Origin of the sequence: Arthrobacter psychrolactophilus (assembly GCF_003219795.1) — a bacterium.
Classification (GTDB): domain Bacteria; phylum Actinomycetota; class Actinomycetes; order Actinomycetales; family Micrococcaceae; genus Specibacter; species Specibacter psychrolactophilus.
In genome coordinates, this window is record NZ_QJVC01000010.1 from 86,740 (window position 1) to 101,394 (window position 14,655).

The 14,655-nt window shown below is 62.1% G+C and carries 13 protein-coding genes; 1 reads left to right on the top strand and 12 read right to left on the bottom strand.

Going from position 1 to position 14,655, the window contains the following annotated elements; genetic code table 11:
- Positions 1 to 3: 3 nt before the first annotated feature.
- From gatC to CVS30_RS11275, 3 genes are all read right to left on the bottom strand, one after another.
- Positions 4 to 300: an Asp-tRNA(Asn)/Glu-tRNA(Gln) amidotransferase subunit GatC gene (gene gatC / locus CVS30_RS11265; protein ID WP_110485428.1), complete on the bottom strand. Its 297-nt coding sequence runs from the start codon at positions 298 to 300 to the stop codon at positions 4 to 6.
- Positions 301 to 444: 144 nt separating this feature from the next.
- Positions 445 to 822, bottom strand: a complete 378-nt coding sequence (locus CVS30_RS11270; RefSeq protein ID WP_110485429.1) for a RidA family protein — start codon at positions 820 to 822, stop codon at positions 445 to 447.
- 118 nt (positions 823 to 940) lie between these two features.
- Positions 941 to 1,438: a GNAT family N-acetyltransferase gene (locus CVS30_RS11275; protein ID WP_110485430.1), complete on the bottom strand. Its 498-nt coding sequence runs from the start codon at positions 1,436 to 1,438 to the stop codon at positions 941 to 943.
- Between the two features lie 305 nt (positions 1,439 to 1,743).
- Here CVS30_RS11275 and CVS30_RS18320 point away from each other — a divergent pair, with 305 nt between their 5' ends.
- Positions 1,744 to 2,676, top strand: a complete 933-nt coding sequence (locus CVS30_RS18320) for a type IV toxin-antitoxin system AbiEi family antitoxin (protein ID WP_245934565.1) — start codon at positions 1,744 to 1,746, stop codon at positions 2,674 to 2,676.
- On the opposite strand, the gene CVS30_RS11285 is transcribed toward CVS30_RS18320, so the two are convergent.
- The 9 genes from CVS30_RS11285 to CVS30_RS18145 form a co-directional block, all read right to left on the bottom strand.
- Positions 2,673 to 3,998, bottom strand: coding sequence for a CoA transferase (locus tag CVS30_RS11285; protein ID WP_110485431.1), 1,326 nt, complete (start codon positions 3,996 to 3,998; stop codon positions 2,673 to 2,675). The two genes, CVS30_RS18320 and CVS30_RS11285, sit on opposite strands and share 4 nt — an antisense overlap.
- Before the next feature lie 61 nt (positions 3,999 to 4,059).
- Positions 4,060 to 4,902 (bottom strand): inositol monophosphatase family protein, encoded by an 843-nt coding sequence (locus CVS30_RS11290; RefSeq protein WP_110485432.1) that lies wholly within the window; start codon positions 4,900 to 4,902, stop codon positions 4,060 to 4,062.
- Positions 4,903 to 4,930: 28 nt separating this feature from the next.
- On the bottom strand, positions 4,931 to 7,192 hold the full coding sequence (gene ligA / locus CVS30_RS11295) for an NAD-dependent DNA ligase LigA (protein ID WP_370800887.1): 2,262 nt from the start codon (positions 7,190 to 7,192) through the stop codon (positions 4,931 to 4,933).
- Between the two features lie 100 nt (positions 7,193 to 7,292).
- Complete coding sequence (locus CVS30_RS11300; RefSeq protein ID WP_110485433.1) at positions 7,293 to 9,260, bottom strand: FHA domain-containing protein; 1,968 nt, start codon at positions 9,258 to 9,260, stop codon at positions 7,293 to 7,295.
- Complete coding sequence (locus CVS30_RS11305) at positions 9,253 to 10,134, bottom strand: PP2C family protein-serine/threonine phosphatase (RefSeq protein ID WP_110485434.1); 882 nt, start codon at positions 10,132 to 10,134, stop codon at positions 9,253 to 9,255. The genes CVS30_RS11300 and CVS30_RS11305 overlap by 8 nt, the downstream gene beginning before the upstream one ends.
- A gap of 200 nt (positions 10,135 to 10,334) precedes the next feature.
- Positions 10,335 to 11,414 (bottom strand): adenylate/guanylate cyclase domain-containing protein, encoded by a 1,080-nt coding sequence (locus CVS30_RS11310; RefSeq protein ID WP_245934566.1) that lies wholly within the window; start codon positions 11,412 to 11,414, stop codon positions 10,335 to 10,337.
- Positions 11,398 to 11,997: a PH domain-containing protein gene (locus tag CVS30_RS18325; RefSeq protein ID WP_110485436.1), complete on the bottom strand. Its 600-nt coding sequence runs from the start codon at positions 11,995 to 11,997 to the stop codon at positions 11,398 to 11,400. The genes CVS30_RS11310 and CVS30_RS18325 overlap by 17 nt, the downstream gene beginning before the upstream one ends.
- Positions 11,990 to 12,934 carry a biotin--[acetyl-CoA-carboxylase] ligase gene (locus tag CVS30_RS11320; RefSeq protein WP_110485437.1) on the bottom strand — a complete coding sequence of 315 codons (945 nt, stop codon included), beginning with the start codon at positions 12,932 to 12,934 and terminating at the stop codon, positions 11,990 to 11,992. Before CVS30_RS11320 ends, CVS30_RS18325 begins: the two co-directional genes overlap by 8 nt.
- A 147-nt stretch (positions 12,935 to 13,081) precedes the next feature.
- Positions 13,082 to 14,655 (bottom strand): HNH endonuclease signature motif containing protein (locus CVS30_RS18145; protein ID WP_220033910.1); only part of this gene is annotated, 1,574 nt, incomplete at its 5' end.

A 14,655-nucleotide genomic window follows, 5' to 3' on the forward strand; every position in this document is an offset into this window, starting at 1 on the left:
GGATTAGCTCTCCTCCAGAATTGCCGGAACCTTGAAGCGGCCGGAAGCAGCATCGGGTGCCCCGGACAGGGCTTCGTCAACGGTCAAAACATGGCCAACCACGTCTTCACGCATGACATTGGTCAGCGGAATCGGGTGTGAGGTGGCGGGAACATCCGCACCTGCAGCCTCGCTGACGCTCTTAATTGAATCCACAATTACTGCCAGCTCTGTGGCCATGCGGTCCAGTTCGTCGTCGCTCATCTCGATGTGAGCCAGTTGCGCCAAATGCGCCACGTCGTCACGGTTGATCGCAGCCATGGATCTCCCCTACAAAAAAGAAAAAAGTTATCGCTACTACCTTATCGTTTTCGCGCACCATGATTTGCCCTGTGCCAACAGATCGCTATCTCGTTGCCCACACCTTGCCGGTGCTGCTGGGCAGGTGCCCGGCAGCACCGGGCGTTATCGCTGTGCGACGAGTTCGATTTCAACCTTCATGGCGGCGTCAAGGAACGGCAAGACGTGGACCAGAGCCATGGTGGGGCGAATCTCGCCGAAGACTTCTCCGTGGGCCCGGCCGGCTTCTTCCCAGGCACTGATGTCTGTCAGGTAGATCTTGGACTGCACCACATCTGCGAAGGAGAATCCAGCCTCGGCCAGGACGGCTTCGAGCTTGCTCAGGATGTATGCGCTCTGCTCATAGAAGCCCTCGCCAACAACAGTCCCGTCCGGGCCCGCGGCCGAGGTTGCGGAAATGTACAGGGTGTCATTGACCTGCACGGCGCGGGAGTAACCAAGAGTCTTTTCCCAGCTGGAACCGGAACCATAAATTTTGCGCACGTAGTCTTCCTTAGCGTCGTGGGTACTGCACCCAAATAGTGGAGACCCAACTATAAGGGTGAGTCTTACCACCCTTGGAATTCATTGCGTTTTTCGACGATCTACCGGCGGTTGGGACCTACAGCTCCATCCGGTAAACGCGCAGCATCTTGCCGTTTTCCGGGATGGGCCAGTCGCGCTCCGGTACGCGTTTGAAGCCAAGCTTTCGGTAGAGTGCGTGGGCCGTGTGCCAATCGTCTCCCGTGGTCAGACTGACGGCCACAATCCCCGGGGTTGCCCGTGCATGCTCCAGAATCCAGGCCACCATGGCTTGTCCGGCACCACTGCGCTGCACCTCCGGATCGACCACGAGTAGGCGGAATTCCATCTCGTGTTCAAGCGCAATATCCGCCCACTCATCCCCCTGAACGGCCAAGGTTGCCGAGCCAATGACCACACCATCGCGTTCGGCCACGATGATGGGCGCCACAGTAGCCCGCTCCGCCACACGCATGATTTGTTGCATGTACGGGTAATCGGCGCTTTGGAAGTACCCCGCGCCGAGGTAGGCGGCGGAGGTGATCCGGGCGACGTCGTCGTAGTCGGCTTCGGTGATGGGACGGACGGTAAGGCTCATGCGTTATTGATTCCTGGATCGCGAGTAATTTTCACTGTCATGGACGGTGCCACCTTCATTTTCCACGACCATCTCTTCCCAACAAATTCCTTTAAGCAGCTCCTGCGGGTGCGGGCCGGTTCCTCGTTTCCTTTAAGCAGCTCCTGCGGGTGCGCTGACTAAACACCCACCGGAGCTGCTTAAGAGAATTCCGGAGCTACGCAACACCCGCAGGAGCTGCTTAAAAGAATCCCAAAGGGCGTGACTCAGGCCTCGCCTGTGGATAACTCCGAGCATGGGCGGCGATTTCGGATCAGACTGGGATCATGATGCAGCGACCTCCACTTCCCGGCTTTTTGGCTTGGCGTTCCTTCACATATAGCGAGGGAATCGCCGCCGGTGCCACGCCCAGCAGGATGCGAGCGAAGGATCTTTCTGTGCCTAGCCGCCAGATCCGGGTGCCACAAGGAATCGGGCAAAAGCTGCTGGACCGAGTTCGCCCGTATACGGAGCTCAGCGCAGGTGGCGTCATCTCGCACGTGACTGCTGCTCAACTCCATGGTTTTCCCCTGCCGTGGTTCAATGACGAGATCACCTCGGTCCATCTGAGCAGGCCGGCTGGTTCGGTGCAGCCACGGCGCAAGCACGTCATTGGACACAGCATGGCCCTGCCTCCCGAAGACATCATGCACTTAGGTGGAGTACCCGTCACCACACCTGCGCGGACCTTTCTGGATCTGGCTACCGTCCTCGACTTGGACGATCTTGTTGCGGTGGCCGACTTCCTCGTGTGTGAGCACGAACGGCACTTTGAAGCGAGGAAGGTTCCCATCTTGGCCGCGGCAGTGCTCCGTACCTTCATTGCCGATAAGCACGGGATTCCGGGCCTAGGCAAGGCCAGGGCTGCGCTGGAGCTCATGCGTGTGGGCGTGGATTCGCCACCGGAGACAAAACTGCGCCTCATGCTCCAACGCGCCGGACTGCCCGAGTTCACGACGAATTACGCCATCGCCGGAAATCCGCTCGTGTGGCCGGATCTGGCCTGCGAGAAGTACAAAACCAGCGCGCAATACGAGGGCGAGATTCACCAAACCACCAAGAAGCAATTGTTCGACCGAAACAGGGATGAGCGGACCGCCGCCCGCGGTTGGCTGCAGGTCAAGGTCTACAGCGCCGACATGCGCCAAGGCGAAGTCCACGTGGTAGCCATGGTCGAAGCCGCCCTGAGACGGCAAGGCTGGAGGCCCGGGCAAACCTAGAGCCAGTGCGGCTCGGCCCAGCCCAATCCCTGAGCCGGAATATCGGTCTCCGAAACAACACCCGTGATCTGAACCGCCGACGGCAGCCGCTGCCCAGGACCCCAGACGGTGTCTTCGGCCAGCAGCAAGGAACCATCCACATGCGGCGCAGGAGCATCAGGATCCGAAGGTTCCGAGCCCATCAATTCCACGGCCGTCCGGGCCAGGGATAACCGGGCATTCCGAACCGTGCCCTCGAGTCGCTCGCCCCATGCGGTGACAGCCGCGGCAGCACACAAGTACCCCGTGGCATGATCCAGCGCTTGCACCGGTAGCGGATGCGGCTTGAGCTCCGACAAGTCCTCCAAACCTCCGCCCTGCGCAAAGTACGCCCGGCCGGCATACGCAATCCCGCAGCTCATCTGCACCAGCGAGTCGAAGCCGCGGCGGTTAGCCCACTGTCCGCTCCACCCATAGGCATTGAGCGCCACGTTGATCAACGACGGATATCGCGCCGCCAGCTCCGCGTCGCTCAGGCCCAAGGCATCCAGCGCATCAGCACGATAGCCGTGGATGAAGATATCGGCCCCGGCGAGCAGTTCATGCAACTCCACCAACCCCGCAGCGGACTTCAGATCCAGCCGTGCACACCGCTTGCCGATCGTCAGCTCGGCTTCCAAGGACGGCTCGTCCCAGCACGGCGGATCAATCCGCAAGACCTCTGCGCCGTAAAACGCCAGGAAACGGGTGGCGACCGGACCGGCAATAATCCGCGTCAGATCCAGCACCCGCACTCCGGCCAGCGGACGCTGCGCACTCGCCTCACCGTCCTGCAGGGCCAGCACGGCTCGCGGATCGCCCCAGCCGATCAGCGGCTCGGAAGCGACGGCCCTCCCCTGCGGATGCTCGCGCCACTCCTGCGGTGATCGCAACAGTGCCGCGCAACCGTTCGCCGCCACGACGGCATCTTCGAGGGCCTGCCCCTCCCAAAGTACGACGGCGGCCATTACCTCCTCGCGGCTGACGTCACCTTCCAGCCCCAGCACCTTTAGGACGGCGGCGCGGTGATGTGGTGCGTTGGTGTGCAGACGAATCCAGCCATCGAGGCAACGATAATCCCCCGCGATGGCGTCCCACACCGGTGGTAACTCCCACCCGAGAGGCGTAAATGATCCCGCAAACCACAGTGATGCCAGATCCCGATTCACCGTGATCTCGGGGCTCTCGGCCCCATGCCGTTGCGCCAAGAGTGCCACAGCGGATGCAGCCTCGGACAGGGCAGTGACGGCCAGACCGGTCACGTCAAAAGCCGAAGGGAGCGTCCCCTCGCCGGTGATGTTCATGATGCCCTCCGCTGCATAAAAATGGAGAATCCAAGAGCTAAGGCCAGCGCCATCCAGCCCGTTAGCTCGTCGGCGCGAAGCCGCTCTCCAGGCCCGGAACACAGGCCGCCGTCCAGACCGACAAGACTTCCTCACGCGACGGCAAGCCGTTGATGGCCGGGCTCAGTTCCGGCCGGTGTACCCAGGCTCCTGCTTCCTCGGCAATGAGTCCAGCGGCCGCGAAGTCATGCTCAAACAATCCGTATTCCAGGTACGCGTCCACGGAACCCTCCGCCACGGCGCACAGTTCCAACGCCGCCGATCCTAAGCGCCGAACGTCGCCAAAGTTATCCATCCGGCTATCCAGCTCTGACACCAAACGACGTCGCACCACAGGATCATAGGTCAGGGCCGTCGACAATAACGTCCCACCCCGTTTCTCGGTAGGTCCGGACAGGCGGCGCAGCGACTGGACACCATCGGCCCGAATTTCATCGAGCCAGGCCCCGGCACCCTGCGAGGCAAAGTACACCCGGCGCAGCGCTGGTGCGTCAACGACTCCGGCGAGCCATGCGCCGTCGGGCCCCATGACCGCCACCGAAGTGCCGTAGTAGGCGATGTTGCGGATGAAGTTCATGGTGCCATCGAGCGGGTCAATGCTCCACCGGTACCCCGACGGCTCGGACGGCAGGGCCGGGGCCAGCTCCTCCCCCGTGATGACGTCGTGCGGGCGGGCCTCGCTGATGACGGAGCGGACGGCCTGTTCGGCGGCCAGATCGAAGGCGGTGACCCAGTCTGCGTCGGAGGATTTCTCCGTTGCACCAAAACCGGCCGGATCGCGGGCAGCCAAGACGGCGGCTCCTGCGGCTGCGGCGCGTAGGGCAAGCTGCAGCAACTCCTCAACAGTGGCAACGTTCGGGGTCATGACGGTCCTTTGCTTCGAGGGCGGTGACTTACTCGGCGGGTGTTGGCCCGGTGGCGAGAAGCGCAATGAACGCTTCCTCATCCAGCACGGGAATGCCGAGAGCTTCGGCCTTATCCAGCTTGGTGCCAGCGGCCTCCCCCGCCACAACGTAGGAGGTATTTTTGGACACGGATCCGGCAGCCTTGCCACCGCGGGTGATGATGGCTTCCTTCGCCTCATCACGGCTGAGCGTCGGCAACGTCCCCGTCACCACAATCGTGAGGCCCTCGAGCGTGCGCGGAACCGATTCATCCACGGCATCGGCCATAAGCACCCCGGCCGCAGCCCACGCAGCAACGATCTCCTGGTGCCAATCAACGGCAAACCACTCGATCAGCGCCTCCGCGATAATGCCGCCAACTCCGTCAACATTGGCCAGCTGCTCCCGCGCATCCGGGGCCAGCAGCGCTTCCTGGATCGCGGCCATCGTGCCGTAGCGAGTCGCCAACGCCCGCGACGCCGTGGGCCCAACATGCCTGATCGACAATGCCACGAGCACCCGCCACAGCGGAGCCTTCTTGGCCTTTTCCAGTTCCTCGTACAGCTTTTCGGTGGTCTTGGTGGGCACCGATGGCTTCTTCGAGGTGGCCTTGGTGTAGAAATACGGCACCTGCTGGAAGCGCCCCGTACCCTCACCCTTGGACCGGATTTCACGCCACACCACGACGCCGGACAGGTCCAGTTCCGCGATAGAGAAGACTTGCGCCTCACTCGTCAGCGGTCCAGGACCGGCCGGTGCGATGCTGCCGCCGTTCTCTGCCGGATCGGGTCCGGGGCCGGAGGTTAGGGCAACGGCCGCCTCGTACCCGAGCGCCTCAATATCGAAGCCGCCTCGGCCGGACAGGTGGGCCACGCGTTCCGTGAGCTGAATGGGGCACGACTTGGTATTGGGGCAGCGAATATCAATATCGCCGTCCTTGGCGGGTGCCAGCTCGGTGCCACACGAGGGGCAGTGTGTGGGCATGACGAACTCGCGCACGGGCGGATCCTGCAGCTCACGCAGCGCCATCACCGGGCCAACGATCTCCGGAATCACATCGCCGGCTTTACGCAGAACCACTACGTCACCAATCATGACACCCTTGGCCTTGACCACATCTTGGTTGTGCAGCGTGGCACGTTCCACCGTGGAGCCGGCTACCTTGACCGGCTCCATGATGCCGAACGGGGTCACACGGCCGGTGCGACCCACCTGCACCTGGATGTCCAACAGCTTCGTGTGGACCTCCTCCGGCGGGTATTTGTACGCCACCGACCAGCGCGGCACGCGTGAGGTGTGGCCCAGTTCGCGCTGCGTCGCCAGATCGTCGACCTTGACCACGATGCCGTCGATCTCGTGGATCAAATCGTGTCGGTGCTCGCCGTAGTAGGCGATGAAGTCCATGACCTCGGCCAGCGTGGACACCACCTTGAAGTACGGGCTGATCGGCATGCCCCACTCCTTGAGCAGCGCGTACGTCTCCGACTGGCTCGCCGTGGAGAGTCCCTCGCGGGCGCCGATGCCGTGGACGAACATGCTCAGCGGGCGCTTGGCGGTCTCGGCCGGGTCCTTCTGGCGCAGCGAACCGGCGGCGGAGTTCCTGGGGTTGGCAAAGGGTGCCTTGCCGGCGGCGACCATCTTTTCATTGAGCTCGGCAAAGTCCTTGGAGGCGATAAATACCTCGCCGCGAATCTCAACCTCGGAGGGGAAATTCGTGCCGCTGAGCTTCTGCGGAATGTCCTTGATGGTGGCCACATTGTGGGTGATGTCCTCACCCGTGGTGCCGTCACCGCGAGTTGCGGCACGCACCAGCACGCCGTCGCGGTAGAGCAGGTTCACGGCGAGCCCGTCGATCTTGAGCTCGGTGAGCCATTGCGGAGGCTGTCCGCCGCGCTTCTCAACGGAGGCGGCCGCCCTTACGAGCCAGGCTTCCAGCTCCTCGAGTGAGAAGACATCCTCCAGCGAGTACATGCGAGCCACATGGTCGACGGCGGCAAACGCCACCGAGACATCCCCGCCGACCACTTGGGTTGGGGAGTCGTTGGTCACGAGTTCCGGGTGCAGTGCCTCGAGCTTTTCCAGCTCGCTGTAGAGCAGGTCGAATTCCGCGTCGCTGGCCAGGGGCGCATCCTCGTTGTAATAGGCGACGCGATACTTTTGGATCAGGTCCACGAGAACGCTATAGCGATCACGGGCTGCCTGATCGGGGACCGCCTCTACGGCCTCTGATGCGGTGGAAATGTCCTGGGGTTCTACTGGCTCGCTACTCACGGTTCTATCTTGCCGTATTTTGGCGGCGATGGCGCCCCAGACACCAGGTGAATGGGGCGCCACCGTTTTTTAGCGTTAGTTCATTGAGCCCAGGGGCGCTTTAGAGCAATCCCTCGAAGAGCAGCGACACGCCGTCACCCAATTCGGCGATGTCCCCGTTTTCCAGGGTTACCTCTTCGCCCTGTCCCAGACGGTAGGCTTCTGCTCCCTCACGGATCAAGACCGTCCCATTGGTTGCGTTGAGATCCACGAGCACCACCTCCCACTGATCTAACCGGACTTCAACGTGCGAACGGGAAATATCGCCGTTCTCGCTCACGACCTGAACGAGCCGAGGCATAGCTCCCCCGAGCACCTGTGACAGCGAAGGCTGACGGCCGATGATGAGTGAGTGATCAAGGTCCACCACCTCACCGGAGGAGATGCGCATGGCACCCAAGCGGGGGCGGCCCACCTCCCGGGGCTCGGAATCCAGGATGGCTCCGCAATCAAAGCATGCGGTCCAGTTCGGCGGGTTGGCGTGTCCATTGGAACACAGGCGAGCTAAAACCATGGTTCCGGTGATGGGTCGCGTCTCGGGCTGCTGCTCGGTCGGTTCATCGCCCTCTTCAGCCTCGGAAGCCTCGACGGGATCGGACACGGAGTCCGTCTCAGTATCAGCAGCGTCGTCGGCTTCTGTATCTGCTTCAGCATCTGCTGCGGCATCCGCTTCAGCATCGGACTCGGCTTCGCCGTGTTCCTCGGCCTGAGCCTCGGTTACGGTTTCCGGTTCCACGTCTTCCACGGTGCCATCATCGTGGAAGCGCTCTTCGGCTACCTCGACCAGCGCAGCTGCAGAGGTGGGCGGCAGCGACGGCATGGGCGGAACCACATGCGCCGTGCTGACCGGGTACGCTACGGGCTCCGCGTCTTCGGCAGGATCTGTGTCGAGGCCGTCTTGCTCTGCCACGAACGCCGGAGCCTGACCGGCTGCCTCATCGTCGCTGGCAAGAGTTACATCCTCGGGCTCCTCAAGGAACGCCTCTGTGTCAGAACCTTCCGGCAGGATCTCCGGCTCGGCCGAGTTCTCTTCCTCGATGTGCTCGGAGGTCAGCCCACCGGTCGCCGAGATGAAGGCATCCAAGGCGTCGGGCCCCTCCAACGACGCCAGCTGGGCATTCCACTCGGCGTCCGCGGCTTCGGCGGCCTTGGCGAATTGTGCCAGCGTTTCCGCATCGTATTCCGGGTCGATCGGCTCCTCGGCAGCCGCCACCTCGGTGTTCGCGAATTCGGCGGAATCCACACGCTCGACACCCTCAGCAGCGTCCTCGGAAAGCTCGGCCTCAGGCTCTCCCGCAGCGTCGTCAGCGTTCACGACGGCGTCCTCGAGCGATGTGACACTCTCGGTCTCAGGCACCTCGAGCTCGACATCATCATCCGCAACATCGTGCTCTACTGCCGCTGCCGCCTCAGCCTGAGTTTCCTGAGCCGGTGCTTCCTCGACCTCGGCTTTAGCTTCGAACGCGACGTCGGCCGCCGGTGCCAGCGTGGCAACTACAGGAGTCACTAGCTCAGCGGCAACCGGCTCCTCCTCGGGAGCTGAAGGCTCGACGTCGGACGGCTGGGTTCCGGGAGCAGCGGAACCAACGGCCAACATGAGTACCGAACGCAGCTGAACCACCCCCTCGCTCAAGGGCAAGACGATGGCTTCCTCGATAGGCTCGCTCTCGGCCAGGACGAGCTCGATCGACTGGGCCAGCGGCAGGGAGCGTTCGCTCCAGGTCGCGACATGCTGCCCCGAGGCCGTCTCGACACCTTCGACGGTGCGGGCCACGAGGGTGATGTCTCCGCGCAAGATGATGTGTAGTCGATCGCTTTGTAGCACGATCGCAAAGGGCGGCATGCTGGTCAACGCGGTGCCAAACTTCGCCGTGACCTCGTTGAGTATGCCGTGAATCGTGGGCTCGTGGCCGAGGTAGTCCCACAGCGCTCCCACAATGGCAGGGTCGGTCCCCCGTTCAAGAACAATAAGCGATCCCGAGCGTACAATTCCCAGCCAGGAACCGGTGCTGTACGTGGTGCTAACCATGATTCTCCTCATGCAAATGTGTTACTGCAGGCGCTTGCTCTGCGGTGGGTAGTGCTGTGGTGTCTGAGAGCTGGGCCGTTGCGGGATCCTTGGTGGAGGATTCCTCGCCGGACGTCTCGCTGAGGTGGGCGTCGACCAAGACAATCGTGATGTTGTCTCGGCCTCCGGATCGTAGCGAGGCTTGTATCAGTGAATCGACGGCTTCCTGGGGATCCGCCACGCTTGTGAGGGTCTCGAGGATGTGGTCGTCACTGAGCTCGCCTGTGAGCCCATCGGAACACACCAGAATACGATCCCCATCGTCCACGGGAATCAGCCAGAAGTCAGCCTCGGCATCGGGGCCCAGACCTATAGCCCGGGTCACGACGTGACGACGCGGGTGGATGAGCGCCTCAGCGGGGGTGAGGTATCCGCCGTCGAGCATTTCCTGAACAGCGGAATGATCCACGGTGATTTGCTCGAGGCTGCCGCGGTTGAGACGGTATGTGCGGGAATCGCCCACGTTGAAGATCAGCCAGTGCGGGAGGCCGTGTTCCTCGACGAGGACGGCGCCCGTGACAGTTGTTCCCGCGCGAGCATTCGTCTGCTCCCGGATGCGGGCGTCGGCGCGTGTCAAGGCGTTGTGCAGATCTAGGGCCTTCGCGCTGCGCAGTCCGGACTGCAGCGTAGGCTCGTGGGTCAGGGTTTGAATGCACTCGTAGCTGGCCACCTCGCCCGCCACGTGGCCACCCATGCCGTCGGCGACAACAAATAAGGGGTCGGCGGCGCTGAAGGAATCCTCGTTGAGTTCACGGCGCAGACCTCGATCGGTGCCAGCGCCAATATTGAGGTGGAGGTGCGAGGGCGCACCCAGAGCACTATCAGCAGGGCTCATGCGTGACCACTCATAGCCAAACGAGAGGCAGCCATGATCTGACCACAACGAGGGCTGCGGCCAGTTTTCGGCACAGCACTGCCGGGGCAGAAATGTGCAATGAACGGCGAAATCATGTCTCCATGCTAACTGCCGAGGGCGCCACAACGCGGCGGCGCGGCACATTTCACCCTAGTTGCTCGTCACATAACCCTTGCGGGTTAGTCAACAACCAGGCCCTTGCCCGTGCCTCGCGAGAGCAAGACGGGCGATACTTCGCCGAATCCGCGTACATTTTCCACCGGCAGCTGGGTCAGCACGAAGCGGTCATCGCCGGTCAGCGCCGAGGCTGTGACCGAGTCGATCAACACAGTTCCCGGTTCGGCCAGGGATGTCAGGCGTGCGGCGAGATTCACGGTAGGACCATAAATATCGCCCAGGCGCGACAGCACCCGGCCCCACACCATGGCCACACGGGCCTCGGGCAGGAAGTCATCGGCGGCCATCGCCTCGGCCAGGGCCAGGGAAATCTGGGCTCCGGCCACCGGCGTCTCGCAGTTGAAGAGCACTTCGTCGCCGATGGTTTTGACGAGTCGTCCGCCACCGACGCTGATGATTTCGGCACAAATGTTTTCAAAGCGCTGTACCAGGCGGGCCAGCGTCTTTTCATTCATGCGGCGCGAGAGCGAGGTGTAGCTGACCATGTCGGCAAAGCCCACGGCCCGCGCGAGCGGCAGCGGAGCGTCGTCCTCATCACCGTCGCGGCCCAGCTCGCTCGCGGCTAGGCCCTCCTGCGCTCGGACGGCCAGGCGCTGGATGCCGGCATTGAGCTGACGCCGGTAGGAGTAAATCAAGAGTTCTTCGAGCGGGGCGATCAGATTCGGCAGCTCGGAGACCACGGCGCGGCGGGCCTCGGCATCGCTGATGCCGTGTTCGGCCACGAGGTCTTCAACGAGCGCCTCGATCTGCCACACGGCCATGCGATCGGTCATCTGCCCAATGGAACGCGTCACGGAGATGGCGGTTTCCTCCGTCAGCAGGCCCTCGCGCACCATCTTGACGACGATCCCCAGGGCTTCTTGATCGCGCGGTGTGAAGGCAACATCGTCATCCCCCAAGTTCGGGAAGCCCATGGCGCGCCAAATTTTGCGTGCGGAAAGAAGGGAAACACCGGCACCTGCGGCCACATCACGACGCTTGAGGGTACGCTCGCCGCCGAGAAGTTGCGTCTCCAAAGCCCGTGTTTGGCTTCGTGAGGCAGGGCGAAGCTGCGGCTCGGGTGGATCAACTATCTCTTCCAAGCTTGCGCAGCTCCTTTTCTGTTGTGTCAACGTCACCAGAGTATCCCTCTTGATAGGGAGTTTGCTGAATGGACGCTCGGATAACCTTTGTCCAAGCTTGTTGCACCTCATTATTAAAGCGGTAAAGCGCAGGAACTTCGGCAATGGTCCGCATGGGCCCACGGAACATGTGCAATTGCAGGTCCCCGGATGCCGCCATGCGTTGCCGCCATTTTTGCACGGGGCGCACCTCCTGGATCTGCTCCAGGACGTGGGTTTCCTTGACCCTGGCCAGGAGCCCTCTGCGGACCAGCAGGCGCTGATTTGTCAGGATATACCGCGTCCCGGCCCAGCGTAAGACGCGCCGCAGTGGATAGATCACGAGCAAGAAAAGTACGACCGCGATGACCAGAAAGAGGGCAGGCTCACGCAAGGTTTCTGCCCCGGAAGCCCATTTCGCAAAGGGTCCGGGCTGCAACGCGGCCACACCGGCGGAGCCAGCAAAGATCAGGGCCAGCCCTACCGTAATGGGCCATAAGAGAATGCGCGGGTGGGGGCGGCAACGGATTTCCACCTGTTCGTCCGCTAAAAGCCATCTAGGCATAGTGGACCCCGCCCTCTGAGTCTGTACGGCGCAGGTGAATCACATCCCCGGCACTGACGATCTGCTCGGTTCCGTTTTCTTCGCGCACCACGAGGCTGCCATCGAGCCGCAGCCCCGTGGCGATGCCATGCACGACCGCCCCGCCCGGCAATTCGGCACGCACCGCTTGCCCCAAGGTGCCCATGAACTCCCCCATCATTTCCATGAGGCTCGGACCCGAACTCAGGGGACGATCCGCATGCCCACCCACGGCGACAAAGTCTTGGTAGAGCGCGGCGAATTTGTTGAGGTAGGCAGGCAGGAGGACATTCCTATCGAGCTCCGCCACACCTTCCACGAGCAGCGAGGTGGCGCGTTCGGTGGGCAACGCTTCGGCGGTGAGGCTCACATTTACGCCCACACCCACCACGACGCCCAGACCCAGCGGTGCCCGGGGGCCAGCGGGCACTACCTGGGCGAGTATCCCGGCGAGCTTGCGGCCCTTAATGACCACGTCGTTGGGCCATTTCAGCTCGGCAGGGATGCCCGTGAGTGTTCGCAGGGAATCACATAAGGCCACCCCGGCTAGGACGGACAGCCAGCCATAGCCGGTCTGGGCAAAGTCCGGGACGCTTCGTGGGGAGCTCGCGGCCTGCTCACCTGGGTGCAGGAAAACGCTCGAGATCATGGCCGAACCGGCCGGGACCTCCCAGCTACGGCCCAGACGTCCCAGACCCGCTGGCTGGGCGTTGGCGATCAAAACACTCAGATCTGGGACGTGCTGCTGTGGATCAGAGGCGCTGGCGACCAGATCGCTATTCGTTGAACCGGCAGAGTCCACCACCTCCACACGGCCAAAAGATCCTTGGGGGTACGTCAACGCAGATTTCAGGGACGCCGCGTGCAGGGGTACTGCCTCCGAGGGAAGTGGGTCTTGGGAAGTTGCGGCACCAGTCATGATTTCAATCCTATCGGCCGCCTCTGACACTGTGGATTCTCGTTTTCGGTGACACGCTTTGCAACGCCATGTCGCCTATGTCTAACCGTTCTAGCTTTCGTGCCGCCGGTCGAATACTGACATCAGTCAAAGGAGTACCCAGTGGTTTTAGTTCCAGCCTTGGCCGCGGAGTTCGGGGTAGTTCGGGCGGGGTAGTCCGTGGTGGTAGGTGTTGCGGCGGGGTGTTTCACTGGGGTCTAGGAGGTAGGGGGCGGTGAAGAACGGGGTGCCCTGGACTAGCCGCATGCTCCAGTCTGTGTGGTGAAGGAGGGAATGGTGCCTGCTACAGAGTAAGGCGGCGTTGTTGATGTTGGTTTCGCCGCCGTGTTGCCAGGGAATGATGTGGTGCGCTTCGCACCACACCGCCAGAGCCGTGCAGTCCGGGAAGGAACAGCCTAGATCCCGGGCGAGGAGGATTTTACGTTGGGGCGGGGTAAAGAGCCGCCCGGCCCGACCCACACTGAGGATTTCTTGTCCTGTCCCGTAGCTGAGGCGGGTAATCTCTGGGTCGCAGAGGGATTGATCGAAAAGACTCAAGGGCACCGGCCCGCTATGAACAGTGAACGCTGTTCCCCGCCCATCCCGACGGTCAAGGTCTTCTTGACTGGTAGTGATGATCAATTGTGCTTTCAACCCACCATTGAGGGGAAGGGTGTCGGTGCGTGCGGCGAGTTGTAGGCAGTCGATCAGGCCATCGAGGAGTTTCTGCGGGTAACTCCGCTCATCAGCAACCACCCTGTCTGTACTGCCCGGATCGATAGGATCTAGCCCCTGCAGCATGTCTCCGGTGCCCGGGGCAGGAATCCACACACCCTCAGCACTCCACCACCCCACCCCACCAGACAAACCAACACCAACCCCAGTTGTTGTCGCTGTTGTCGTGTCTGAACCTGGGGAACCATCAGGGGTGGTCTCACTGTGGTGGGTGGTTTCCTCCGGGGATAGCGGGACCAACGGGCCGCTATCGTCCCAAATCGATTCCCACCCAAGCCACGCAGAACCCGCCGTGTCAGAACCCGCCAAGGAACCTGGAGCTACAGGGGCAGAGCCTTCTGGGCTATCTAGGCCTACTCCCAGCCCGGAACCATCCATAAGAGGTTCCGCCGCCGTATCCGGCGCAGAGCCTGCACTCAATGCTGATGCCAATCCACCAGATAACTCAGGAGACTCAGGAGGCTCAGGAGGCTCAGGAGGTTCGGGCGGGTCTGGTGGTGCGGTCGGTACTGGTGGTTCATTGGTTGCCAGGGTTGGTGGTAGCCATAGCCTTGGTTGCTGCAGCATTGGTTGTTGCACCGTGACTGGTTCAAGAACCGTGCCGGGGAACACGATGGGAATGTTGACCCCATCGCCACCACTACTGCCTTTGTCCTCACCGCCACCATCGTTACTGCCAGCATTGCCCTTACCACCACCAGTGCTGTTGCTGTTGTGGGTGGGGTCTAGGAGGCCATCGGCCCAGAGTTGGCCTAGTTGTGTTCCTGAGAGTGTGGTCGGTGTGCCAGTGACTGGACCTGTGGTGAAGAAACTATTCTCACTCACCACCCCATCACTACCATCACCCATCCCGCCATTAGCACCAGCGCCGGTAGCGGTGGTGGTGGTTTCGGTGGGGTTGATGTTTTTGTGGTGGTTGGGGTTAGCGAAGCGTCCGATGCTGGTGAGCATGATTTCGTATTGCTCGA

Coding starts and splice junctions, on each gene's coding strand:
- CVS30_RS18320 (WP_245934565.1), top strand. CDS start 1,744: ATGATGCAGCGACCTCCACTTCCCGGCTTTTTGGCTTGGCGTTCCTTC.
- CVS30_RS11305 (WP_110485434.1), bottom strand. CDS start 10,134: ATGAGCCCTGCTGATAGTGCTCTGGGTGCGCCCTCGCACCTCCACCTC.
- CVS30_RS11290 (WP_110485432.1), bottom strand. CDS start 4,902: ATGACCCCGAACGTTGCCACTGTTGAGGAGTTGCTGCAGCTTGCCCTA.
- CVS30_RS11320 (WP_110485437.1), bottom strand. CDS start 12,934: ATGACTGGTGCCGCAACTTCCCAAGACCCACTTCCCTCGGAGGCAGTA.
- CVS30_RS11300 (WP_110485433.1), bottom strand. CDS start 9,260: ATGGTTAGCACCACGTACAGCACCGGTTCCTGGCTGGGAATTGTACGC.
- CVS30_RS18325 (WP_110485436.1), bottom strand. CDS start 11,997: ATGCCTAGATGGCTTTTAGCGGACGAACAGGTGGAAATCCGTTGCCGC.
- CVS30_RS11285 (WP_110485431.1), bottom strand. CDS start 3,998: ATGAACATCACCGGCGAGGGGACGCTCCCTTCGGCTTTTGACGTGACC.
- CVS30_RS11275 (WP_110485430.1), bottom strand. CDS start 1,438: ATGAGCCTTACCGTCCGTCCCATCACCGAAGCCGACTACGACGACGTC.
- gatC (WP_110485428.1), bottom strand. CDS start 300: ATGGCTGCGATCAACCGTGACGACGTGGCGCATTTGGCGCAACTGGCT.